Here is a 22,768-nt window from a genome sequence, read left to right on the forward strand (position 1 = left end):
TAGATATAGTGATTGCACCGCGCTTGACATACCGCAAAATATTTTAACATCCTGTTTTTTATGGTTTTTATTTTTTTGCAAAATCAAAGATGGCGAGCTATTCTTCAGCCCGAAACACACACCATCGAACGGACTCACAGACGGACTCAAAAAGACCATGAGCACGACGATCAATTCGCAGGCCAAAGGCAAGGCCGACGCCTCGACGCTCGCCCCGCAGGAAATCTCGGGCGAGGTTCTCATCGAAAAATATGCCAAGGACGACGAGCAGAGCGTCTCCGAAGTCCGCGCGCGCGTGGCGCGGGCCCTCGCTGCCGTCGAGGCCGAAGAAAAGCGCGCCCACTGGGAAGCGAAGTTCCTCGAAGCCCAGGAAAAAGGCTTCGTCCCCGCAGGCCGCATCAACAGCGCCGCCGGCACCAAGCTGCAGGCAACTCTGATCAACTGCTTTGTCCAGCCGGTCGGCGATTCCGTCTCGGAAGCCGTCGACGGCCGCCCCGGCATCTACACCGCCCTCGCCCAGGCCGCCGAGACGATGCGCCGCGGCGGCGGCGTCGGCTACGACTTTTCCAGCATCCGTCCGAAGGGCGCCCTCGTGAAGGGCACCCTCTCCAACGCCTCCGGCCCGGTGTCCTACATGCGCGTCTTCGACCGCTCGTGCGAGACGGTCGAGTCCGCCGGCGCACGCCGCGGCGCCCAGATGGGCGTGCTGCGCTGCGACCACCCCGACATCGAGGAGTTCATCCACGCCAAGGACCACGGCGACCTGACGAACTTCAACATCTCCGTGGGCGTCACCGATGCCTTCATGGAGGCCGTCGACACCGATACCGATGTCGAGCTGGCGCACAAGGCAGAACCGATCGACGATCTCAAGGCCGCCGGCGCGTACCAGCGCGATGACGGCCTGTGGGTGTACCGCAAGCTGCGCGCACGCGAGCTGTGGGACCAGATCATGCGATCGACCTACGACCACGCCGAGCCGGGCATCCTGTTCCTCGACCGCATGAACCAGGACAACAACCTGTACTACTGCGAAACCATCGAGGCGACCAACCCCTGCGCCGAACAGCCCCTGCCCCCCTACGGCTGCTGCGACCTCGGCTCGATCAACCTCACGCCCTTCGTCAAGAACCCCTTCACCGACAAGGCCGACTTCGACTATGCGGCCTTCGGCAAGGTCGTCGACATCGCCATCCGCATGCTCGACAACGTGCTCGACGTCACGCACTGGCCGCTCGAACAGCAGGAGAACGAGGCACAGTCGAAGCGCCGCGTCGGCCTCGGCTTCACCGGCCTCGGCGACGCCCTGATCATGCTCGGCAAACGCTACGACAGCCCCGAAGCCCGCACCGTCGCCGCGAAGATCTCCGAATACATGCGCGACCGCGCCTATCTCGCCTCGGTCGAACTGGCCAAGGAACGCGGCGCCTTCCCGCTATTCAACGCCGATCTCTACCTGTCCGGCGGCAACTTCGCTTCGCGCCTGCCGTCCGAGGTGAAGGACAAGATCCGCAAGCACGGCCTGCGCAACTCGCACCTGCTGTCGATCGCCCCGACCGGCACGATCTCGCTCGCCTTCGCAGACAACGCATCGAACGGCATCGAACCGCCCTTCTCGTATACCTACACGCGCCGCAAGCGCATGGCCGACGGCACCTACAAGGAATACGCCGTCGAAGACTACGCATGGCGCCTGTACAAGCACCTCGGCGGCAACGTCGCGAGCCTCCCGTCCTACTTTGTCACCGCGCTCGAGATCTCCGCGCAGGCCCACAAGGACATGGTGGCCGCGGTCGCACCCTTCGTCGACACCTCGATCTCCAAGACCGTAAACGTCCCCGAGGACTACCCCTACACCGAGTTCGAAGACCTCTACCTCTCCGCCTGGAAGGCCGGCCTCAAGGGGCTCGCGACCTACCGTCCCAACTCCGTCTTGGGCTCCGTGCTCTCCGTGACCCCGTCGTCCGAGCAGAAGCAGCCGCAGGACGTCGAGCTTTCCGGCCCGAACAAGCGCCTGTCGATCAACACCCTGCCTGCCCCCGTCCTCTCCAGCCTGCGCTGGCCCGGCCGCCCCGAACTGCCGGACGGCAACATGGCGTGGACCTACATGCTCGGCACCCCGACCGGCGACTTCGCCCTCTTCGTCGGCCAGGTCGGCAACAACGGCGGCTCCTTCCCGTTCGAAGTGTGGGTCAACGGCGCTGACCAACCGCGCGGCCTCGGTGCCGTTGCCAAGACCTTGTCGATGGACATGCGTGCAAACGACCGCGGCTGGCTCAAGCTCAAGCTCGAGACCCTGGCCCGCACGATCGGCGAGAAGTCCTTCGAAATGCCTTTCCCGCCCCACGGCGAGAAAACCATGTTCCCGGGCGTGGTCTCGGCTTTCGCCCAGGTGGTGCGCTACCGCTGCGAGAAGCTCGGCGCGCTCGAGGTGAATGACACGCCGACCCCGGTGCTCGACACCCTCTTCAGCCTGCAGGAGCCCAAGACCGGCACCGACGGCACGCTGTCCTGGACGGTCGATATCTCCAACCCCGCCACCGCCGAAGACTTCGTCCTCGGCCTGAAGGAGATCACCCTGCCCGACGGCGTCACCCGCCCGTACTCGGTATGGTTGTCCGGCAACTATCCGCGTGCGCTCGACGGGCTTACCCGCATCCTGTCGCTCGACATGCGCGTCATGGACCCGGCTTGGGTCGGCATGAAGCTGCGCAAGCTGCTCAACTACCCCGAGCCGCTCGGCGACTTCATGGCCTTCGTCCCCGGCACCCGTCGTCAGCAGAACTACCCGAGCACCGTGGCCTACATGGCACAACTCATCATCCACCGCTATGCGATGCTCGGCGTGCTCGACGAGCAAGGCTATCCGGTTCGCGAGATGGGTATTCTCGAGGCTCCGCGCGAAAACAGCGATCCGAAGGTCATGCAGGGCGGGCTCTGCTCCGAATGCGGCAATCACTCCGTGATCCGCAAGGACGGCTGCGACTTCTGCACCGCATGCGGGGCGGTCGGCACCTGCGGCTGACCGATACCGGGGGCGTCCGTGCGGACGCCCGAACGAAAAACGCGAACCGTATGGTTCGCGTTTTTTTTAGGCTGCCCGGTTGCCCGACCCCGCAGTCTTACTCAAAGTCGGCGCAGCCTCCTGATTGCGGTGGCCGGCCCGATCGGGCGCGACACGCCTACGCAGGAAATTCTGAAATTCCAAGCCCCAGTTCAGGCAAGGCCCGGAACAAGGCCGTGATCGTCTTGGCGTCGGTAATCGCGCCTTCCATCACCGCGCGAACCGCCTCATCGACAGAGAACGTCAGGATTTCGAGGAATTCGCCGTCGTCGAGCGCATCGCCCACATGCATCAGATCACGCGCGAGGAACATCTCGATGCGCTCATCGGAGTAACCGATGCACGGATGCATGACCCCGAGGTACTGCCACGTGCCGGCCTCATAGCCCGTCTCCTCGCGCAACTCGCGCCGGGCACAGGCAAGCAGATCCTCACCCGCATCGATCTTGCCGGCGGGCAACTCCAGAAAAGCACGGCGCAACGGATAACGGAACTGCCGTTCAAACAGAAGGCGACCGTCAGGCAGGACTGCAACGACAACGACCGCACCCGGGTGGGTAATGTACTCCCGGACCGATTCGCTGCCGTCTGGAAGCGCAACCCGGTCCCGACGGACCTTCAGCAGGACTCCGTCGTAGACCGGGAAGGATTCGAGCTCACTCTCCTCGAGCGGATCCCGCTCAGAGGGACGCGAGGAGCGCATAGGCGCAGAGCGACATCAGGCCCTGGGGCAGCAGTCCGAGCACGGCGATCGCAAGACCATTCGCCGACAACAGGAAGCGGACCTCGCCCTGAGCTCTGATCGGCGTGCTATCAACCGGCTCTTCGAAGTACATCACTTTCACGACGCGCAGATAGTAGAACGCGCCAATCACCGACATCAGCACGGCAACGACAGCGAGCCAGACGTAACCTGCGGCGACCACGGCTTGCAGGACAGAAAGCTTCGCGAAGAAACCGATGAAGAACGGGATACCCGCCATCGAGAACATCACGATCATCATCAGCGCCGCAAACCATGAGTTACGCTTGTTCAGGCCCTTGAAGTCATCAATGGTCTCGGCCTCGAAGCCGGCGCGCGACAGCAGGATCACCATGCCGAACGATGCGAGGCTCATGATGACGTAGGACACCGCATAGAACATCGCGGAGCTATACGCATTGAGCGCGAAATTGCGGTCGCCATCGACCACTCCCGCGAGCAGGCCGAGCAGCACGAAGCCCATGTGCGAGATACCGGAGTAGGCCAGCATGCGCTTGATGTTCGATTGGGCAATCGCAGCCAGGTTGCCGAGCACGATCGACAGCACCGAGAGGAACATCAGCATCGTCTGCCACTGATCGGCCAGTTCGAACAGGCCGTAAACCAGCAGGCGCATGGCCATCGCAAACGCGGCCAGCTTGGGCGCCGACGAAATCATCAGCGTCACGGCCGTCGGTGCGCCCTGATAGACGTCGGGCACCCACATGTGGAACGGAACCACGCCCAGCTTGAATGCGACGCCTGCGACGATGAACACCAGACCGAACACGAGGACCGTCTTGTTGGCGGCCTGATGATAGATCGACTGCGCAATGCCCGATAGCTCGAGGCTACCCGTCGCACCGTAGATCATCGACATGCCGTAGAGCAGGAGGCCCGAGGCCAGCGCACCGAGCACGAAGTACTTCATCGCCGCCTCGGTCGCACGCGGCGACTCGCGATCGAACGCGACCATCCCGTACAGGGACAGCGACATCATCTCGAGGCCCATGTACAGCGACAGCATGTGGTTCGCGCTGATCATCACCATCATGCCGAGGCTCATCAGGAGCGACAGCAGATAGTATTCGGGACGATCGATCTTGCGGTCGGCAAGGTAACCGCGCCCGTAAAGCAGCGCAATCGCCACTGCCAGCAGCGAGAACACCTTGAGCAGACCGCCCAGCATGTCGCCGATGAACATCCCGCTGAAGGTCGCGACCACCTCGTTCGCCGCATAGCCCTCTGCCAGGCTCATCAGCACCTCGGCGAGACGAACGCCGAACAGAGGCAATTCGGAAATCACCGCCGCAACGGCTGCAAGGAGGTTGGGACTCACGAGCACGCTCACCAGCGCCGCAAACACCAGCGTGAGCTGTGTGAGCCCGTATGCGAGATCGCTGGCCACGCGGCGTGCAAACGTGGAAGCCAACATGATCACCAGCGCCATCACGGCAACGAGAATCTCGGCCGCTGCGGGGTAGAAGTCGGGAACGACGAAATTCATCTTCTGACCAGTCCGAAAAAGTGTCTCGCCCGCTCGCTCAGAGCTTGCTCACGGCAACATGCCGCAGGAGTTCATTAACCGACGTATGCATCACTTCCGTGAACGGGAAGGGATACAAGCCCATCGCCAGCACACACAGCGCGAGAATGCCGAGGAATGCGAACTCGCGCCCGCCGATGTCCTCGAGTTCGGCGACATGACTGTTGCCGACGACGCCGAAGACGACGCGCTTGTACATCCAGAGCGTATAGGCCGCACCAAGGATCAGGGTCGTCGCCGCAGCGAAGGCCACCCAGAAATTGAACTGCACCGCGCCCAGCACGACCATGAACTCGCCGATAAAGCCGCTGGTGCCGGGAAGGCCGGCATTCGCCATTGCAAACAGCATGAAGAACGCGGCGAACTTGGGCATGGTCTTAACGACGCCGCCATAGTCGGCGATGTTGCGGGTATGCATGCGGTCGTAAAGCACGCCGATGCAAAGGAACATCGCACCCGAGACGAAACCGTGCGAAATCATCTGCACCAGCGCGCCTTCGAGACCCACGACATTGAACATGAAGAAACCGAGAGTCACGAAACCCATGTGCGAAATCGACGAGTACGCAACCAGCTTCTTCATGTCGGTCTGGACCAGCGCGACGAAGCCGATATAGATCACCGCGATCAGCGAAAGCGCAATCATCATCGGTGCCATGGCCTGCGATGCATCAGGCACGATCGGCAGGGAGAACCGCAGGAAACCGTAGGCGCCCAGCTTCAGTGCGATCGCCGCCAGCACCACCGAGCCGCCCGTAGGCGCCTCGACGTGGGCATCCGGCAGCCAGGTATGCACCGGCCACATCGGCACCTTGACCGCAAAGGCGATCAGGAAGGCCCAGAAGATCAGCGTCTGCGCGGGCATCGCCAGCGGTAGCTTGTGCCAATCGAGGATGCTGAAACTGCCGCCGGCCTCCATGAAGAGGTACAGCAACGCGATCAGCATCAGCAGCGACCCGAGCAGGGTGTAGAGGAAGAACTTGATCGCAGCATAAACACGGTTCGCTCCACCCCAGATACCGATGACAAGGTAAAGGGGAATCAGCGAAGCCTCGAAGAACACGTAGAACAGAATGCCGTCGAGCGCAGAGAAGATTCCGTTCATCAGCCCCGACATGATCAGGAACGCCGCCATGTATTGCGCGACCTTCTCCTGAATCACCTGCCAGCCCGCCATCACGACGATGATCGTAATGAACGAGTTCAGCAGCACGAACAGCACCGAAATGCCGTCCACGCCGAGGTGGTAGTTGATGTTGAAACGCGGAATCCACGGGAGGAACTCGGCGAACTGCATCGAACTGCTGCTTGCATCGAACTGCGTGAACAGCGGGATCGTCACCACGAACCCGACCAGAGCAACCAGCATGGAAAGGGACCGCGCCAGCGGCGCATTGCGGTCCGAACCGGTTGCTAGCACGAGCAACCCACCCAGGATCGGTATCCAGATCGCGAGGCTGAGGAATGGCATACCCGTCATCGTTACTTTCCGTTCAGTGCGCCGAAAACTGACGCGTGTTTATCGTTATTCACAGACCGACCCTTTGGTTCACACCAGGTTGAACCAGAAGGTGAGGAGAATGAAGACCCCGATGATCATTGCGAAGGCGTATTGGTACAGATGGCCCGTCTGGAACAACCGGCTGATCTGTGCAACCCAGCCCACCAGCCTCGCCGTTCCGTTGACTGCCACGCCATCGATGATGCCCTGATCGCCAGCCTTCCAGAGTCCCTTACCGATCAGTCGCGAACCGCCCGCAAACACGATCTCGTTGAAACGATCGAAGAAATACTTGTTTTCGAGCAACGCATGCACCGGGCGGAAAGTACGCTGGATCGCGGCCGGGATGTCCGGACGAACCATGTAGAAGAACCACGCCAGCACCACGCCCCCCATCGCCAGCCAGAACGGCGCCGTCTGCAGGCCATGCAGAGCCATCGCGACCGGACCGTGGAACTGGGCCGCCAGCTCGGACAGACCGACGTGGTTGCTGCCGACGTGGATCACGCCCTTGAACCAGTTGCCGAAGAGCATCGGCTCGATCGTGAAGAAACCGATGACCACCGACGGCACCGCAAGGAGCACCAGCGGCAGCGTCACCACCCACGGCGACTCATGCGGCTTCTGACCGGGAGCGAGACCGTGATGGTGATCCGCCGACACTTCTTCGTCGTCGTGGTCGCCCTCGTGGTCGTGATGACCATGGTTGTTGCCGAACCGCTCCTTGCCGTGAAAGACAAGGAAATACATGCGGAACGAGTAGAACGCCGTCACGAACACGCCCGCCAGCACGCAGAACAGTGCATAGCCCGCGCCCGGGATGTGCGATGCATGCACGGCCTCGATGATCGAATCCTTGGAGTAGAAGCCCGCGAAGAACGGGAAACCGATCAGCGCCAGCGAACCGAGGAGCGAGGTGATCCACGTGATCGGCATGTACTTCCACAGGCCGCCCATGTTGCGCATGTCCTGATCGTGATGCATGCCGATGATCACCGAACCGGCACCGAGGAACAGCAGCGCCTTGAAGAACGCATGCGTCATCAGATGGAACACGGCCGCCGAGTATGCCGAAACGCCCAGAGCGACGGTCATGTAACCGAGCTGCGACAGGGTCGAATACGCAACCACACGCTTGATGTCATTCTGCACGATGCCGAGGAAGCCCATGAAGAGGGCCGTCGTCGCACCGATGACGAGAACGAAGGACAACGCCACATCGGACAGTTCGAACAGCGGCGACATGCGTGCGACCATGAAGATACCGGCCGTCACCATCGTTGCCGCGTGAATCAGCGCCGAGATCGGCGTCGGACCTTCCATCGAGTCCGGCAGCCAGACATGCAGCGGCACCTGTGCCGACTTGCCCATCGCACCGATGAACAGGCAGATGCAGATTGCGGTGATCAGCGGCCAACCGGTAACTGCCATGTCCTGCGCGGCAAGCTCGCTCCCCTTCGCAAACACCTCGGCGTAGTTGAGGCTGCCGGTGTACGCCGCAATCAGGCCGATCCCCAGCAGGAAGCCGAAGTCGCCGACACGGTTGACGAGGAAGGCCTTGAGGTTCGCGTAGATCGCGGTCGGCCGCTCGTACCAGAAGCCGATCAGCAGATAAGACACCAGGCCCACAGCTTCCCAGCCGAAGAACAGCTGGAGGAAGTTGTTCGACATCACCAGCATCAGCATCGAGAACGTGAACAGCGAGATGTAGCTGAAGAAGCGCTGGTAGCCGGGATCGTCGTGCATGTAGCCGATGGTGTAGATATGCACCATGAGCGACACGAAGGTGACCACGAGCATCATCATGACCGTGAGCGGGTCGATCAGGAATCCGACCTCGAAGGTCAGGTTCCCGCTCTTCATCCACGTATAGACCGTGCCATTGAAGGTATTGCCGGCCTGAACATCCTGGAAGATCACGACCGAGGCGGCCAACGCAACCGCAACGCCGAGGATCGTCACGATATGCGAGCCGGCACGGCCGATGGCCTTGCCGAACAGACCCGCCAGAAGCGCCCCTGCGAGAGGCGCTAGCGGTACCAGGAGATAGAGCTTTTGCATGTCCGTCATCGAGCCGCTTCCTTAACCCTTGAGGCTGTCCAGATCATCAACGTGGATCGTCCGCAGGTTGCGGAACAGCACGACCAGAATCGCGAGACCGATCGCAGACTCCGCCGCCGCCACGGTGAGGATGAAGAAAACAAAAATCTGTCCGGCCAGATCGCCCAGATAGTGCGAGAAGGCGACGAAGTTCAGATTGACCGCGAGCAGCATCAGCTCGATCGCCATCAGCAGCACGATCAGGTTCTTCCGGTTCAGGAAGATTCCGACCACGCTGATCGCGAACAGGATCGCGCCCAGAATCAGATAGTGGGAAAGCGAAAGCATCTATAACCCCTTGATTGCACCAGTTCCCGCGAAACTGCCGCAGTTCTTATTCTTTCTCGGCGGGCATCGAAACGAGCTCGACGCGATCGCCACGCTTGACGGCCACCTGATCCGACGGATTCACCTGACGCAGCCCCTTGCGCTTGCGCAGGGTAAGCGATACCGCCACGACCATCGCCACCAGCAGCAGCAGCGAAGCAAGTTCGAACGGATAGACGTAATCGGTATACAGGAGGCGTCCCAGTTCGCGCGTATTGCTGTAGCCAGCCTGCACCGCAGGCGGTTCGGGCATCGCCTCGAGACCGAAGTATCGGCCACCGAGCACCAGCGCCATTTCGACGACCAGCAGAATTCCGATCAGCGCCCCAACCGGCAGGTAGCTCCAGAAGCCCTCCCGGAGTCGATCGAGGTTGATGTCGAGCATCATCACGACGAACAGGAAGAGCACCATCACCGCCCCGACGTACACCATCACAAGGACGATTGCCAGGAACTCCGCGGCCAGAAGCAGCCAGATGCCACCGGCGGTGACGAACGAAAGCACCAGGAACAGTGCGGCGTGCACCGGGTTCCGTGACGTAATCACCCGAAGCGCGGCGAACACCATGATCGCCGACAGGATGTAGAAAACGAGGGTCTTGAAATCCATGTCCTTTGCGGCGCCCGCAGGCGCCCTCCCTTAGCGGTACTTCGAGTCGGCTTCCCGGTCGGCGGCGATCTGGGCTTCATGCCGGTCGCCGACGGCGAGCAGCATCTGCTTCGTGTAATACAGGTCGCCCCGCTGCTCACCGTGGTACTCGAGCACGCGCGTTTCGACGATCGCATCCACCGGACAGGCCTCTTCGCAGAAACCACAGAAGATGCACTTCGTCAGATCGATGTCGTATCGCGTCGTGCGACGCGACCCGTCGTCGCGCTGGTCGGACTCGATAGTGATCGCCATTGCCGGGCAGATCGCCTCGCACAGCTTGCATGCGATGCAGCGCTCCTCACCGTTGGGGTAGCGTCGCAGGGCATGCAGGCCACGAAAACGCGGGCTTTGCGGAGTTTTCTCCTCCGGAAACTGCACCGTGATCTTGCGCGCGAACAGGTGACGCCCCGTTAGCGCCAAGCCCTTGATCAGTTCCGTCAGGAACAGGCTACCGATGTAATCCTTGGCACCCATCTTCAGCCTCTCACTTCCAGATAGACAGCGGCGACATCATCCACACCGCCACCACGATCACCCAAACCAGGGTGATCGGAATAAACACCTTCCAACCCAACCGCATAATGTGGTCGTAGCGGAAGCGCGGGAATGTCGCACGTACCCACAGGAACACGAACAGGAAGAACGCGGTCTTCAGTGCCAGCCAGTGGAAACCGTCAGGAATCGCTCCGATCGGCGACAGCCAGCCGCCCATGAAGAGCACAGCCGTCATCACCGACACGAGGAACATGTTCGCGTATTCGGCGAGGAAGAACAGCGCGAAGGCCATCCCGGAGTACTCGACCATATGCCCTGCAACCACTTCCGACTCGCCCTCGACCACGTCGAAAGGCGCACGGTTGGTTTCTGCAATGCCCGAGATCAGGAAGACGATGAACATCGGCAGAAGTGGGAGCCAGTTCCATGACAGGAACGACAGCCCCATCTCATGGAACCTGCCCTGCCCCTGCGAATGCACGATGTCGCTCAGATTGAGGCTCGACGAGATCAGCAGCACACAGATGAGTGCAAAACCCATCGCCACCTCGTACGAAACCATCTGCGCTGCGGCGCGCATGGAGCCGAGGAACGGGTACTTCGAGTTCGACGCCCAGCCGGCAATGATGACACCGTACACTTCCATCGAAGTGATGGCGAGGAGCAGCAACAGGCCCGCGTTCACGTTTGCGAGCACCATGCCCTCATTGAACGGCACAACAGACCAAGCCGCCAGCGACGGCGCGATCGCGAGGATCGGCCCCAGGATGAAGAGGCCCTTGCTCGCGCCCGACGGAACGATGATCTCCTTGAAGAGGAGCTTCATGCCATCGGCGATCGGCTGCAGCAGCCCCTTCGGGCCGACGCGGTTCGGGCCGATGCGGACCTGCATGTAACCGATGACCTTGCGTTCCGCGAGCGTCAGGTAAGCCACGCCGAGCATGAGCGGAGCGATGATCGCGACGATCTTCGCGAGCGTCCAGACGACAGGCCACGCGGGCCCGAAAAACTGCGACACGGGTTCCAGCAACGCTTCCATCAGACACGCTCCACGCTGATCTCGCCGCACATTGCGCCGAGGGCGGCTGTTGCCGCGTTGGCTGCAGCAACACGCACGCAGTTCGCCGCGACCGAATCGTCCGCGACGATCAGGACCTCAGCCGCACCCTGTCCCTGCTTCAGGCGCACGCGCGCCCCCGATGCGACGCCGATTGCGGCCAGAGTCGCCGTACTCGCGCAAGCCACCGGAGCCTTCGCGTCACGCGTCTTCTGCAGCGACGTGGCGCGTCGCACCAGCGGATCGGCCGCGTAAATGGACACGTCGCTGACACGTTCGAATCCCGCGGCAGTCTGTCCGGCGAACTTGAACTCGAGACCGTACAGACGATTGCCAAGATCCGGACGACTGCCCTCCGCGAGCGCCTCTGCAGCGACAGCCTCCGAATCGTTCTGATCGAACCCCTCGAACTCGAGGAGATTTCCGAGAACCCGGAGAACCTTCCAGCCCGGACGCGTATCACCAAGCGGCCGAGCGACCGCGTTGAAGTTCTGCGCACGTCCTTCGCAGTTAACGAAGGTGCCCGACGTCTCGGTGAACGGAGCGATCGGCAGCAGCACATCCGCTGCAGCGAGCAGGGACGGCGACTTGAATGCCGACAGCGCGATCACGAGCGGCGCGGCCCCGAGTACGGTCTGAGCCAGAGCCGGATTCGCGAAATCGAGGTCCGGTTCAGCATTCAACAGGAGATAGGCCTTGCGGGGTTGCTCCAGCATCTGGCGCGCATTGAGGCCACCGACCAAGGGCACCGCCTTCGCAAGATAACCGCCGACGCTGTTCGCCGCTTCACCGATCACCCCGAAAACGCCTCCGGTCAGGCGTGCAATTTCCTCCGCGAGTTGTTGAATCTCCGACGCGTATTCACTCTGCACTGCTAGGTTGCCGACCCAGACCGCGACCTTGCGGCCGGATGCGAGGCTCTGGGCGATCGCTCTGGCTTCATCCGACACCGTCGCAGGGATGGCTGCGCCAAGATGCTCCGCCGCGTTTACGCCCTTCTCGGCCGCGAGGGCAGCAACCACCTGCAGGAGCACCGGGACGATAGCCGAGGGAGCGGTCAACACGCGGTTCTTCACCGGCAGCAGCCATTCCTCGGCGCTCGCATTGATCGCACTGACATGCAGGCCACGCTTCGCCGCCTGCCGCACGCGCTGGGCGAGTAGCGGCGAATCCTTACGCAGGAAGCTGCCGATCACGAACAGGCGGTTCAAGCTGGCCACCTCGCTGATCGGCATGCCAAGCCACGGCGCTCCTTCGCGGAACCCGTCAGCACGGAAATCGCTCTGACGCAGACGGAAATCGACGCTGTCGGACCCGATCGCACGGGTGAATTTCTGGAGGAGATACAGCTCTTCAATCGTAGCATGCGGCGAAGCCAGCGCGCCGATGGAATCCGGGCCGTTCTGCTTGGCGGTCTTGCGCAGGCCGTTTGCAGCGAACTCAAGTGCCGTCTGCCAGTCCGTTTCCTTCCACACGCCGTCCTGCTTGAGCATCGGGACGGTGAGACGATCTTCGCTGTTGAGGCCTTCGTACGAGAAGCGGTCCTTGTCAGACAGCCAGCATTCGTTGATGTCCTCGTTCTCGAAGGGGAGCACGCGCTTGACGACATCGTGCTTCACCTGAACGATCAGGTTGGAGCCAAGCGAGTCGTGCGGGCTAACCGAACGGCGGCGCGCAAGTTCCCAAGTACGTGCCGAGAAGCGGAACGGCTTCGACGTCAGCGCACCGACGGGGCAGAGATCGATGATGTTCCCGGACAATTCCGAGTCCACCGTCTTTTCGACGAAGGGCATGATCTCGGCGTGCTCGCCGCGGAAGGCCTGGCCCAATTCCATCTGCCCGGCGATTTCCGTCGTGAACCGCACACAGCGGGTGCAGTTGATGCAACGCGTCATGTCGGTCGACACGAGCGGACCGAGATTCTTGTTGAAAACGACGCGCTTCTCTTCCTCGTAACGCGACTGGCTGCCGCCATAGCCGACGGCCAGATCCTGCAACTGGCACTCGCCGCCCTGGTCGCAGATCGGGCAATCGAGCGGGTGGTTGATCAGCAGGAACTCCATGACGCCCTTCTGGGCCTTCACCGCCTGCTCGGAGCGGGTCCACACCTTCATCCCGTTCGTCACGGGCGTGGCACACGCAGGAAGCGGCTTGGGCGCCTTCTCGACCTGCACGAGGCACATACGGCAGCTCGCTGCGATCGAGAGCTTCTTGTGGTAACAGAAGTGCGGAACGAAAGCACCGATCTTGGTGGCAGCATCCATGATGGTGCTGCCATCCTCGACCGTCACCTGCTTGCCGTCGATTTCAATCTCTAGCATCACGGTCTCACGTAGATTTGGCTGCCTTCATACTGGACTTCAGGCGGCACTAGACATTTCTTGTTTTCGATGTGGTACTCGAATTCGGAGCCGAAGTGCTTGATGAAGCTCTGCACCGGCATCGACGCGGCGTCACCGAGGGCACAGATGGTGCGGCCCATGATGTTGCCGGTCACCGAATTGAGGAGGTCAAGGTCCTCCTTCCGGCCGAGTCCGTTTTCGATGCGATGAACGACGCGGTAGAGCCAGCCCGTACCTTCCCGGCAAGGGGTGCACTGGCCACAGGACTCCTCAAAGTAAAAGTACGACAGACGCTCGAGCGCCTTGACCATGCACGTCGTTTCATCCATCACGATGACGGCGCCGGAACCGAGCATCGACCCCGCTTTCGAGATCGAGTCATAGTCCATCGTGCAATCCATCATCACGTTGCCCGGAAGGACGGGCGCCGAAGAACCGCCGGGGATCACCGCCTTGAGCTTGCGTCCGCCGCGCATCCCGCCCGCCATCTCGAGCAGTTCGGCGAACGGCGTACCCATTGCAATTTCGTAATTGCCGGGGCGATTCACATGACCGGATACCGAGAACAGCTTCGTGCCCCCGTTGTTCGGTTTGCCCAGATTGAGGAAGGCTTCTCCGCCCATGTTGATGATGAACGGCACGGATGCGAAGGTTTCCGTGTTGTTGATCGTCGTCGGTTTCCCGTACAGACCGTAGCTTGCAGGGAACGGCGGCTTGAAGCGCGGCTGGCCCTTCTTGCCTTCGATCGACTCGAGCAGCGCCGTTTCCTCACCGCAGATGTAGGCCCCGTAGCCGTGATGGGCGAACAGCTCGAACGAGAAATCGGAACCGAGAATGCTCTGCCCGAGCAGGCCCGCCGCACGTGCCTCGGCGAGCGCAGCTTCGAAGCGCTCGTAGACGTCGAAGATTTCGCCGTGAATGTAGTTGTAGCCACGCTCGCAACCCATCGCATACGCAGCGATGGTCATCCCTTCGATGACCGTGTGCGGGTTATAGCGCAGAATATCGCGATCCTTGAAGGTACCCGGCTCGCCTTCGTCCGAGTTGCACGCCAGATACTTTGCCCCGGGGAAGGAGCGCGGCATGAAGCTCCACTTCAACCCGGTCGGGAAGCCCGCGCCGCCGCGACCACGCAGCGAGGAGGCCTTGAGTTCCGCGATGATCGTCTCGGGCGGGATTTTTTCGCTGATGATCTTGCGCAGCGCGGAATAACCACCGCGTGCAACATAGTCCTGCAGCCCCCAGGTACGATCGCCGTCGACGCCGGCGAGAATCAGTCCGCTTCCGCTCATTTGTCTTCCAGCTCCGCGAGGATCTGATCGATCTTTTCCTTCGTCATCCAGCTGCACATGTGATGGTTGTTCACCAACAGCACGGGTGCATCCCCGCAAGCCCCCATGCACTCGCCTTCCTTCAGCGTGAACTTCCCGTCAGGGGTCGTTTCGTTGAAGTCGATACCGAGCTTTTCCTTGAGGTAATCAGCCGCGTGGACTCCCCCCGACAGCGCACAGGGGAGATTCGTGCACACGGTGATCTTGTGGCGCCCCACCGGCTCGAGGTCGTACATGTTGTAGAAGCTCGCCACCTCGTAAGCCGCGATGGCGGGCATACCGAGGTAGTCGGCGACGAACTCGATGACTTCCTTCGGCAACCAGCCCTTTTCGACCTGCGCGATGCGCAGCGCCGACATCACGGCGGACTGCTTCTGATCCGGTGGATATTTCGCGATCTCGCGATCGATCTGTTGTAGCGATTCCTGACTCAGCATTTCGTACTCGTCTTCCCGGGTTGCCAGCCGACGTTTCAAGACCAAGCGTTCAGCGGTCGATTTCGCCGAACACGACATCCATGGTGCCGATGATCGCGACGACGTCGGCGATCATGTGACCACGCGCTATTTCATCCATCGCAGCGAGGTGCGCAAAGCCGGGCGCACGCATCTTCAGACGGTAGGGCTTATTCGCGCCATCGGACACCGCGTACACGCCGAACTCGCCCTTCGGATGCTCGACCGCGGCATAGACCTCGCCCTCAGGAACGTGCATACCCTCGGTGAAGAGCTTGAAATGATGGATCAGCTCCTCCATGTTCGCCTTCATCCGCTCGCGCGGCGGTGGCGCAACCTTGTGGTTGTCGGCGATCACGGGCCCGGGGTTCTTGCGCAACCAGTCGATGCACTGCTTGATGATGCGGTTGGATTGCCGCATCTCCTCCATCCGGACGAGGTAGCGATCGTAGCAATCGCCCGTCTTTCCGACCGGCACATCGAAATCGACCTGGTCGTAAACCTCGTATGGCTGCTTCTTGCGCAGATCCCAGGGCACGCCCGAACCACGCAGCATGACACCGGTAAAGCCCCAAGCCTTCGCCTGTTCGGGAGTCACGACACCGATGCCGACGGTCCGCTGCTTCCAGATGCGGTTATCCGTCAGCAGCGTCTCGTAATCGTCGCAATAGCCGGTAAATCGGTTGGTAAAGTCCTCAAGGAAGTCGAGCATGGACCCTTGACGGCTCTCGTTCAATTGCCGAACCGTGTTGGCATTCTTGAACCTGTTAACCTCGTACTGCGGCATGCGGTCAGGCAGATCGCGATAGACACCACCCGGACGATAATACGCCGCATGCATCCGCGCACCGGACACTGCCTCGTACACGTCCATGAGATCTTCACGCTCGCGGAAGGTGTACAGGACCATCGTCATTGCGCCGATGTCGAGTGCATGCGTACCGATACCGAGCAGATGGTTCAGGATCCGCGTGACCTCATCGAACATCACGCGGATGTATTGCGCACGAATCGGCACCTCAATTCCGAGCAGCCGCTCGATCGCCATGCAGTACGCATGTTCGTTACACATCATGGACACGTAGTCCAGCCGGTCCATATAGGGCACCGACTGGATCCACGTACGGGTTTCGGCAAGCTTTTCCGTCCCCCGGTGCAGCAGTCCGATATGCGGGTCAGCGCGCTCAACAACCTCGCCGTCCAGTTCGAGAACCAGACGCAGCACGCCGTGCGCGGACGGGTGCTGAGGGCCAAAGTTGATGGTGTAATTGCGAATCTCAGCCATGGCCGACATCCCCGTAATTCTCTTCGCGCACGATGCGCGGTGTATTTTCGCGCGGCTCGATCGTAACAGGCTGATAGACAACCCGACCCTGCTCCGCGTCGTAGCGCATTTCGACGTACCCGGTGACCGGGAAGTCCTTGCGGAACGGATGACCGACAAAACCGTAATCCGTCAGGATCCTCCGCAGGTCAGGGTGGCCCGAGAACATGATCCCGTACAGATCGAAAGTCTCGCGCTCGTACCAGTTGGCGCTCGGCCAGACACCCACGACGGATTCGAGCACCGGAAAATCATCGTTATCGGCGAAGACCTTCACACGCAGGCGCCAATTCTTCGCAACCGACAGGAGATGGACGGCAACCGCGAAACGTTTGCCACTCCAGGCTCCATTCCCGTAGGTCGAATAATCGAGACCGGACACATCGATCAGCTCTTCAAAGCACAGGTCTGCGTGATCACGCAGACTTTGAGCCACGCCGAGATAATCTTCCGGCGCAACTTCGATGGTCACCTCACCACGATCGACCACGATCGACCGCAACCTGCCACCCAGGACCTCGTGCAAGGCCTGACTCAGACGCTCAAGCTTGGGACTCATAGATGAACCATCCGTCAGCGCGCGATGGTATTCGTGCGCTTGATCTTGTTTTGGAGCTGAATAATGCCGTAGAGCAGCGCTTCAGCCGTCGGCGGACAACCCGGGACGTAAACATCCACCGGAACGATGCGATCACAACCGCGCACGACCGAGTAGGAATAGTGGTAGTAGCCACCGCCATTGGCGCACGAACCCATCGAGATAACCCAGCGCGGCTCAGCCATTTGCTCATACACCTTGCGCAGAGCCGGCGCCATCTTGTTGCAGAGAGTCCCTGCAACAATCATCAAATCCGACTGCCGCGGACTGGGCCGGAACACCACACCAAAGCGGTCAAGGTCGTAACGAGAACAACCCGCATGAATCATTTCGACCGCGCAACAGGCGAGACCGAAGGTCATCGGCCAGAGAGACCCCGTGCGAGTCCAATTGATCACCGCATCGAGCGAAGTGGTTACAAACCCTTCGCGAAAGACGCCCTCAATACTCATGCATCACTCCCAGTCGAGCGCACCGTTTTTCCACTCGACGACATAACCGATGACCAGCACGGCAATGAAGACCATAACCGAACCGAATACGAACCACGCGACCTGACCGGCCGCAATGAATTCCTGGAACACCGTCGCCCACGGAAACAGGAAGGCGATTTCGAGATCGAAAAGGATGAAAAGGATCGCAATGAGGTAGTAGCGCACATCGAACTTCATGCGCGCATCTTCGAACGCCTCGAAGCCACACTCATAAGGGGACAGCTTCTCGCTGCCAGGGCGATTGGGCGCAACGAGCCGACCCAGAATGACAGGAACCAGGCCGAAACCAAGCCCCACGAGGATGAACATCAGAACAGGAAAGTAGTTTTCCAGCATTGCGTGACACCCCGTCTTAAATACAGATTGTTTTAGTTTTTTTAATTAACCCACTGCATGAAAACGCCCGCTTCCGCGGGCGATTCAGTATTCTGGTGCCGACGGTGAGACTCGAACTCACACGGCTTTCGCCACCACCCCCTCAAGATGGCGTGTCTACCAATTTCACCACGTCGGCACGTCCGTTACAGCGCAAAAATTATACGACCTTTCTCTTATCCCGCATAGCCCCAAGGGGAACTTATTTCGGGATCGATTGCGCCTTCGAATCCCCCGCCGCACCAACCTCCCCGTTGGGCGCCGGAGCGATCACGGCCGCATCCTGCATGACGCTGGAGGGCTTAACCGCCTTGCCGTTACCGAGATAGCTGAGCCCGAGACTCGTGAGAAAAAAGACAGCCGCAAGTATTCCCGTGGTGCGACTAAGGAAATTCGCCGACCCGGAGGATCCGAACACACTGCCCGACGCGCCGCTGCCGAATGCTGCCCCCGCATCAGCGCCCTTCCCATGCTGCATCAGTACGAGCGCGATGATGCCGAGCCCCACCAACACATGAATCGTCAGGACGATCGAAAATAAGTAATTGCTCATAATATAACCCTGTTTTGAATCTCAGTTGCCCTGCGCAGCCCTCGCCGCCGCCCGGCAGATTTCCAGAAAGGACTCCGCAACGAGCGAAGCCCCACCGATCAAACCTCCATCAGCATCCGGCAAGCCGAATAACCCACCCGCGGTCTCGGGCTTGACACTACCGCCATAAAGGATACGAATCCGCTCCGGAGCAGAAAGATGGCGCGCCAGCCATCGCCTGACGAATACCAGCACCGCCTGAACCTGCTCTACCGTCGCAGCGCGGCCGGTGCCAATCGCCCATACAGGTTCGTAAGCCAGCACGATACGCTGCAAGGCATCGGGCGAAAGGTTGGCCGCAAGCGCATCCAGTTGCCGCACGAGCACCTGCTCGGTCACTCCGGATTCGCGCTCGACCAATGTCTCGCCGAAGCAGACGATGGGCACTAGCTCCTTAGCGAGCACAGCTGCGGCCTTGCGGGCAATCACCCCGTCAGACTCGCCGTGAAACGCCCTTCGCTCGGAATGGCCGACGATAACAAAATGGACCCCCCAGTCGGCAAGCATCGCGACGCTGACATCACCCGTATGGGCACCATCAGGGAATTCGCTCACATCCTGGGCACCAAGAGCGACGCCGCTACCAGCCAGAAGCTCCCCGACCTGCGGAAGATATGGAAACGGCGCACACACTGCGCAGTCGACGCCGGCAGGCATGGCGCTCAGAAGCTGGTCCAGCAGAGTACTGTTGCGCGCACGGTCGCCGTTCATCTTCCAGTTACCGACGACTAGCTTTCGTCTCATGCATCGCGCCCCAGCGAAATTTTCGGATTGTATCGTCAGGCCTTCTCGAGGTAAAGGAAGGCAGGGGCGACCCTGTCCATCAGGGGCAGCTGAAACAGCTGCCCCCTTGCATTCGGCGGCGTCCGTGCGACGATTTCAATGCGGCCGGCCCCCACCGATCGGCGAGTCCGGCGAAGGGAGGACGAAGTCCTGCCCGCAGACTCAGCCGAATCGGCCGGTAATGTAGTCTTCGGTTTCCTTGCGCTTCGGATTGACGAAGATCTGGTTCGTTTCGCCGAACTCCATCAGCTCGCCGAGATACATGTATGCCGTGTAATCGGACACACGGGCAGCCTGCTGCATGTTGTGAGTAACGATCAGGATCGTGACCTTGTCACGCAGTTCGTGGATCAGCTCCTCGATGCTAGCCGTCGCGATCGGATCGAGCGCCGAGGTCGGCTCGTCGAACAGCAACACTTCGGGTTGGGTGGCAAGACAACGCGCAATGCACAGTCGCTGCTGCTGACCACCCGACAAGGCCGTTGCCGGGTCGTGCAACCGGTGTTCGACTTCCGACCACAGGGCCGCACCGCGCAGCGCTTCCCGCACCCGGTCGTCGATCACCGAACGATTGCGCTCGCCGCGGATGCGCAGACCGTAGGCGACATTCTCGTAGATGGATTTCGGGAAGGGATTGGGCTTCTGGAAGACCATACCAATGCGCATGCGCACTTCGATGGGATCGACGGCCGGATCCAGCAGATTGGTATTGTCCGGATGCAGCCGGATCGTCCCCTCGTATCGATTGCCCGGATAGAGATCGTGCATGCGGTTGAACGTCCGCAAGAGCGTCGATTTGCCGCAGCCGGACGGACCGATCAAGGCAGTCACGCGCTTCTCATGCACGGGCATGGAGATCGACTTGAGCGCCTTGAAGTCGCCGTAATAGAAACTGAAGTTCTCAACGGAAGCCTTTACGGGCACCGCGTTACCGTTACGCACAGCCGTATCGGGGGAGTTCGGGTCCCGCGCCTCACCTGAGGCAACGCCGGTCTGCAACGCCACCCCTGCGGCGGCCTGTTCGCTCATTCGCATCGTAGCAACGCTTACCATTTGATGTCCTTGCGCACGTGGTAACGAATCCAGATGGATACGGCATTCATCGCCAGCGTCATCAGGACGAGGATAAAACCGGCTGCCGCAGCATTCTGCTGGAAAGCCTCTTCGGGACGCGAAGTCCAGTTGAACATCTGGATCGGCATCACGGTAAATCCCGATTTCAGCCACTCGAAGTTCACCCAGGGGAACTCCGGACCGACGGGCGACTCCGGCAGGAACGCGATGAAGGTCAGCGCACCGATCGTAATGATGGGAGCCGTCTCGCCGATCGCCCGTGACATGCCGATGATGACGCCGGTCATGATACCGGGCAGCGAATAGGGCACGATGTGATCACGGGTCACCTGCCAGCGCGTCGCACCCAGCCCGTACGCTGCCTCGCGGATATGCAAGGGAATCGAACGGATCGATTCGCGCGTCGCAACGATGACCACCGGGAGAATGAGGAGCCCGAGCGTCAGGCCTGCAGAAAGGATGCTTTGACCGAAACCAAAGGTGTATACGAACACCCCGAGGGCAAGCAGGCCATACACGATCGACGGCACACCGGCGAGATTGGTCACGTTGATCTCGATGATGTCCGTTAGCAGATTCTTCGGTGCGTACTCTTCGAGGTAGACGCCCGCGGCAACACCCAGCGGGACGGCCGAAACTGCCGTTACGAGCATTACGAGCAACGACCCCACCCAGGCCGACAAAATCCCTGCCTGCCCGGCACGACGCGACGGGAAGTTGGTGAAGAACTCGGGGGTAATGCGCTCCCAGCCGGCCCAGGCCATCTGCGCAAACAGCGCAACGAAGGTCAGCACGCCGACAAGCAGCGCTGCAAAGCCGGCAACTGCGAACAGCAGCTCGAGGCGCTTGTTGCGCCGGATGATCTTTCTGATCAGGGGAATGTCCTCTGCTTTCATGCCGTTCTTCTTAATAAGCTTCGCGATATCGACGCCGCACCACGTGCCCGACAAGATTCAGGGCAAGCGTCATGAGCATCAGGCTCAAACCGGCCGCGAAGATCGACTGGTACCCGATGGAGCCGTGCGGGAGATCGCCGAGGGCAACCTGCACGATGTAGGCGGAAATCGTCTGCGCCGGCTCGAGCGGATTCACGGTGAAATTGGGTTGCATGCCCGCCGCGACCGCCACGATCATGGTTTCCCCCACCGCTCGCGAAATGCCCAGAATGTATGCAGACAGGATCCCCGACAAGGCGGCCGGGAAGACGACACGAAACGCCGTCTGCAGTCGGGTCGCCCCCATGGCGTACGAGCCTTCGCGCATGCTCATCGGCACCGCACGCATGGCGTCTTCGGCAAGGGAACTCACGTACGGAATGATCGCAATGCCCATGACGATGCCGGCGCCGAGCATGTTGAATCCCGACAGTTCCGGCATGAGCAGCTGAAGCAACGGGATGACGACCATCAGGGCAAAGTACCCATACACGATGGTGGGAATGCCGCCGAGCAGTTCAAGGAAGGGCTTTACCACCTCACGAACCGCCGGACGGGCGAATTCGGATAGATAGATCGCGATGGTGGTTCCCAACGGGATGGCGACGACCAGCGCCACGGCGGAAGTGGTCAACGTACCTGCCAACAATGGCAGGATTCCGTAGCGCGGCTCCGCGAACAGCGGCGTCCACATCGTGTCGGTCAGGAAGGACCAGATCGGCACGTTGTCGAAAAAATTCACCGATTCGCTTACCAGCACCCAGATGATGCCGACCGTCGTAAGAACCGAGACGAAAGCGGCTCCCAGAAGCAGGAGCTCGATGACACGTTCCTTGAAGTTGCGCAGCACCTTCTTCGCAAGCCGATCGCTGACGGAAAGCGGACCGTAGGGCACGAGCGATGCGGCACCGCCGGAATTGGTTTCTTGCATTGGACGCCTACAAACGACAAAAAGGTGCCCGGGCGGAACGCCCGAGCACC

Annotated in this window: 21 protein-coding genes and 1 tRNA gene; 1 reads left to right on the forward strand and 21 read right to left on the reverse strand. The window is 60.8% G+C overall.

Annotation, left to right across the window (positions count from 1 at the left end):
- Nucleotides 1-157 precede the first annotated feature (157 nt).
- Nucleotides 158-3,025: an adenosylcobalamin-dependent ribonucleoside-diphosphate reductase gene (locus BW991_RS05640; protein WP_076601129.1), complete on the forward strand. Its 2,868-nt coding sequence runs from the start codon at nt 158-160 to the stop codon at nt 3,023-3,025.
- A 157-nt stretch (nt 3,026-3,182) separates the two neighbouring features.
- Here BW991_RS05640 and BW991_RS05645 read toward each other — a convergent pair whose 3' ends face one another.
- The 21 genes from BW991_RS05645 to pstC all read right to left on the reverse strand — a co-directional run bounded on the left by BW991_RS05645 (nt 3,183) and on the right by pstC (nt 22,718).
- Nucleotides 3,183-3,767 carry an NUDIX domain-containing protein gene (locus BW991_RS05645; protein WP_076601130.1) on the reverse strand — a complete coding sequence of 195 codons (585 nt, stop codon included), beginning with the start codon at nt 3,765-3,767 and terminating at the stop codon, nt 3,183-3,185.
- Nucleotides 3,745-5,313 carry an NADH-quinone oxidoreductase subunit NuoN gene (nuoN, locus tag BW991_RS05650; protein ID WP_076601131.1) on the reverse strand — a complete coding sequence of 523 codons (1,569 nt, stop codon included), beginning with the start codon at nt 5,311-5,313 and terminating at the stop codon, nt 3,745-3,747. The genes BW991_RS05645 and nuoN overlap by 23 nt, the downstream gene beginning before the upstream one ends.
- A gap of 37 nt (nt 5,314-5,350) precedes the next feature.
- On the reverse strand, nt 5,351-6,832 hold the full coding sequence (locus BW991_RS05655) for an NADH-quinone oxidoreductase subunit M (RefSeq protein ID WP_076601132.1): 1,482 nt from the start codon (nt 6,830-6,832) through the stop codon (nt 5,351-5,353).
- 69 nt (nt 6,833-6,901) lie between these two features.
- Nucleotides 6,902-8,923, reverse strand: coding sequence for an NADH-quinone oxidoreductase subunit L (gene nuoL / locus BW991_RS05660; RefSeq protein WP_076601133.1), 2,022 nt, complete (start codon nt 8,921-8,923; stop codon nt 6,902-6,904).
- 12 nt (nt 8,924-8,935) lie between these two features.
- On the reverse strand, nt 8,936-9,241 hold the full coding sequence (gene nuoK, locus BW991_RS05665; protein WP_018992227.1) for an NADH-quinone oxidoreductase subunit NuoK: 306 nt from the start codon (nt 9,239-9,241) through the stop codon (nt 8,936-8,938).
- Nucleotides 9,242-9,287: 46 nt separating this feature from the next.
- A complete protein-coding gene (locus tag BW991_RS05670) occupies nt 9,288-9,890 on the reverse strand; it encodes an NADH-quinone oxidoreductase subunit J (RefSeq protein ID WP_076601134.1) in 603 nt (200 codons plus the stop codon).
- A gap of 30 nt (nt 9,891-9,920) precedes the next feature.
- On the reverse strand, nt 9,921-10,406 hold the full coding sequence (gene nuoI / locus BW991_RS05675) for an NADH-quinone oxidoreductase subunit NuoI (protein ID WP_018992225.1): 486 nt from the start codon (nt 10,404-10,406) through the stop codon (nt 9,921-9,923).
- A gap of 10 nt (nt 10,407-10,416) precedes the next feature.
- Nucleotides 10,417-11,466 (reverse strand): NADH-quinone oxidoreductase subunit NuoH, encoded by a 1,050-nt coding sequence (gene nuoH, locus BW991_RS05680; protein WP_076601135.1) that lies wholly within the window; start codon nt 11,464-11,466, stop codon nt 10,417-10,419.
- Nucleotides 11,466-13,805: an NADH-quinone oxidoreductase subunit NuoG gene (gene nuoG, locus BW991_RS05685; RefSeq protein ID WP_076601136.1), complete on the reverse strand. Its 2,340-nt coding sequence runs from the start codon at nt 13,803-13,805 to the stop codon at nt 11,466-11,468. The genes nuoH and nuoG overlap by 1 nt, the downstream gene beginning before the upstream one ends.
- Nucleotides 13,805-15,118: an NADH-quinone oxidoreductase subunit NuoF gene (nuoF, locus tag BW991_RS05690; protein WP_170879057.1), complete on the reverse strand. Its 1,314-nt coding sequence runs from the start codon at nt 15,116-15,118 to the stop codon at nt 13,805-13,807. Before nuoF ends, nuoG begins: the two co-directional genes overlap by 1 nt.
- Nucleotides 15,115-15,594 (reverse strand): NADH-quinone oxidoreductase subunit NuoE, encoded by a 480-nt coding sequence (gene nuoE, locus BW991_RS05695; protein ID WP_076601137.1) that lies wholly within the window; start codon nt 15,592-15,594, stop codon nt 15,115-15,117. The genes nuoF and nuoE overlap by 4 nt, the downstream gene beginning before the upstream one ends.
- Nucleotides 15,595-15,643: 49 nt before the next feature.
- Nucleotides 15,644-16,897, reverse strand: a complete 1,254-nt coding sequence (locus BW991_RS05700; protein WP_076601138.1) for an NADH-quinone oxidoreductase subunit D — start codon at nt 16,895-16,897, stop codon at nt 15,644-15,646.
- Nucleotides 16,890-17,495, reverse strand: a complete 606-nt coding sequence (locus BW991_RS05705) for an NADH-quinone oxidoreductase subunit C (protein ID WP_076601139.1) — start codon at nt 17,493-17,495, stop codon at nt 16,890-16,892. Before BW991_RS05705 ends, BW991_RS05700 begins: the two co-directional genes overlap by 8 nt.
- A gap of 14 nt (nt 17,496-17,509) precedes the next feature.
- Nucleotides 17,510-17,986, reverse strand: a complete 477-nt coding sequence (locus BW991_RS23560) for a NuoB/complex I 20 kDa subunit family protein (RefSeq protein ID WP_018992218.1) — start codon at nt 17,984-17,986, stop codon at nt 17,510-17,512.
- A gap of 3 nt (nt 17,987-17,989) precedes the next feature.
- Complete coding sequence (gene ndhC / locus BW991_RS23565; RefSeq protein ID WP_088179577.1) at nt 17,990-18,364, reverse strand: NADH-quinone oxidoreductase subunit A; 375 nt, start codon at nt 18,362-18,364, stop codon at nt 17,990-17,992.
- A 93-nt stretch (nt 18,365-18,457) separates the two neighbouring features.
- Nucleotides 18,458-18,542 (reverse strand) — tRNA-Leu (locus BW991_RS05715).
- Nucleotides 18,543-18,605: 63 nt separating this feature from the next.
- Nucleotides 18,606-18,956 (reverse strand): preprotein translocase subunit SecG, encoded by a 351-nt coding sequence (secG, locus tag BW991_RS05720; RefSeq protein WP_076601140.1) that lies wholly within the window; start codon nt 18,954-18,956, stop codon nt 18,606-18,608.
- A gap of 21 nt (nt 18,957-18,977) precedes the next feature.
- A complete protein-coding gene (gene tpiA, locus BW991_RS05725; protein WP_076601141.1) occupies nt 18,978-19,739 on the reverse strand; it encodes a triose-phosphate isomerase in 762 nt (253 codons plus the stop codon).
- A 201-nt stretch (nt 19,740-19,940) separates the two neighbouring features.
- Nucleotides 19,941-20,807, reverse strand: coding sequence for a phosphate ABC transporter ATP-binding protein PstB (gene pstB, locus BW991_RS05730; protein ID WP_244551620.1), 867 nt, complete (start codon nt 20,805-20,807; stop codon nt 19,941-19,943).
- A 17-nt stretch (nt 20,808-20,824) separates the two neighbouring features.
- A complete protein-coding gene (gene pstA, locus BW991_RS05735; RefSeq protein ID WP_076601143.1) occupies nt 20,825-21,748 on the reverse strand; it encodes a phosphate ABC transporter permease PstA in 924 nt (307 codons plus the stop codon).
- A 10-nt stretch (nt 21,749-21,758) separates the two neighbouring features.
- Nucleotides 21,759-22,718, reverse strand: a complete 960-nt coding sequence (gene pstC, locus BW991_RS05740) for a phosphate ABC transporter permease subunit PstC (RefSeq protein WP_076601144.1) — start codon at nt 22,716-22,718, stop codon at nt 21,759-21,761.
- Between the last annotated feature and the right edge of the window lie 50 nt (nt 22,719-22,768).

The organism is Aromatoleum tolulyticum (genome assembly GCF_900156155.1).
Taxonomy (GTDB): domain Bacteria; phylum Pseudomonadota; class Gammaproteobacteria; order Burkholderiales; family Rhodocyclaceae; genus Aromatoleum; species Aromatoleum tolulyticum.

What these genes read in the sequence shown, in the direction of transcription:
- BW991_RS05640 (WP_076601129.1), top strand. Translation starts at nt 158, where the DNA reads ATGAGCACGACGATCAATTCGCAGGCCAAAGGCAAGGCCGACGCCTCG.
- BW991_RS05645 (WP_076601130.1), bottom strand. Translation starts at nt 3,767, where the DNA reads ATGCGCTCCTCGCGTCCCTCTGAGCGGGATCCGCTCGAGGAGAGTGAG.
- nuoN (WP_076601131.1), bottom strand. Translation starts at nt 5,313, where the DNA reads ATGAATTTCGTCGTTCCCGACTTCTACCCCGCAGCGGCCGAGATTCTC.
- BW991_RS05655 (WP_076601132.1), bottom strand. Translation starts at nt 6,832, where the DNA reads ATGACGGGTATGCCATTCCTCAGCCTCGCGATCTGGATACCGATCCTG.
- nuoL (WP_076601133.1), bottom strand. Translation starts at nt 8,923, where the DNA reads ATGACGGACATGCAAAAGCTCTATCTCCTGGTACCGCTAGCGCCTCTC.
- nuoK (WP_018992227.1), bottom strand. Translation starts at nt 9,241, where the DNA reads ATGCTTTCGCTTTCCCACTATCTGATTCTGGGCGCGATCCTGTTCGCG.
- BW991_RS05670 (WP_076601134.1), bottom strand. Translation starts at nt 9,890, where the DNA reads ATGGATTTCAAGACCCTCGTTTTCTACATCCTGTCGGCGATCATGGTG.
- nuoI (WP_018992225.1), bottom strand. Translation starts at nt 10,406, where the DNA reads ATGGGTGCCAAGGATTACATCGGTAGCCTGTTCCTGACGGAACTGATC.
- nuoH (WP_076601135.1), bottom strand. Translation starts at nt 11,466, where the DNA reads ATGGAAGCGTTGCTGGAACCCGTGTCGCAGTTTTTCGGGCCCGCGTGG.
- nuoG (WP_076601136.1), bottom strand. Translation starts at nt 13,805, where the DNA reads ATGCTAGAGATTGAAATCGACGGCAAGCAGGTGACGGTCGAGGATGGC.
- nuoF (WP_170879057.1), bottom strand. Translation starts at nt 15,118, where the DNA reads ATGAGCGGAAGCGGACTGATTCTCGCCGGCGTCGACGGCGATCGTACC.
- nuoE (WP_076601137.1), bottom strand. Translation starts at nt 15,594, where the DNA reads ATGCTGAGTCAGGAATCGCTACAACAGATCGATCGCGAGATCGCGAAA.
- BW991_RS05700 (WP_076601138.1), bottom strand. Translation starts at nt 16,897, where the DNA reads ATGGCTGAGATTCGCAATTACACCATCAACTTTGGCCCTCAGCACCCG.
- BW991_RS05705 (WP_076601139.1), bottom strand. Translation starts at nt 17,495, where the DNA reads ATGAGTCCCAAGCTTGAGCGTCTGAGTCAGGCCTTGCACGAGGTCCTG.
- BW991_RS23560 (WP_018992218.1), bottom strand. Translation starts at nt 17,986, where the DNA reads ATGAGTATTGAGGGCGTCTTTCGCGAAGGGTTTGTAACCACTTCGCTC.
- ndhC (WP_088179577.1), bottom strand. Translation starts at nt 18,364, where the DNA reads ATGCTGGAAAACTACTTTCCTGTTCTGATGTTCATCCTCGTGGGGCTT.
- secG (WP_076601140.1), bottom strand. Translation starts at nt 18,956, where the DNA reads ATGAGCAATTACTTATTTTCGATCGTCCTGACGATTCATGTGTTGGTG.
- tpiA (WP_076601141.1), bottom strand. Translation starts at nt 19,739, where the DNA reads ATGAGACGAAAGCTAGTCGTCGGTAACTGGAAGATGAACGGCGACCGT.
- pstB (WP_244551620.1), bottom strand. Translation starts at nt 20,807, where the DNA reads ATGAGCGAACAGGCCGCCGCAGGGGTGGCGTTGCAGACCGGCGTTGCC.
- pstA (WP_076601143.1), bottom strand. Translation starts at nt 21,748, where the DNA reads ATGAAAGCAGAGGACATTCCCCTGATCAGAAAGATCATCCGGCGCAAC.
- pstC (WP_076601144.1), bottom strand. Translation starts at nt 22,718, where the DNA reads ATGCAAGAAACCAATTCCGGCGGTGCCGCATCGCTCGTGCCCTACGGT.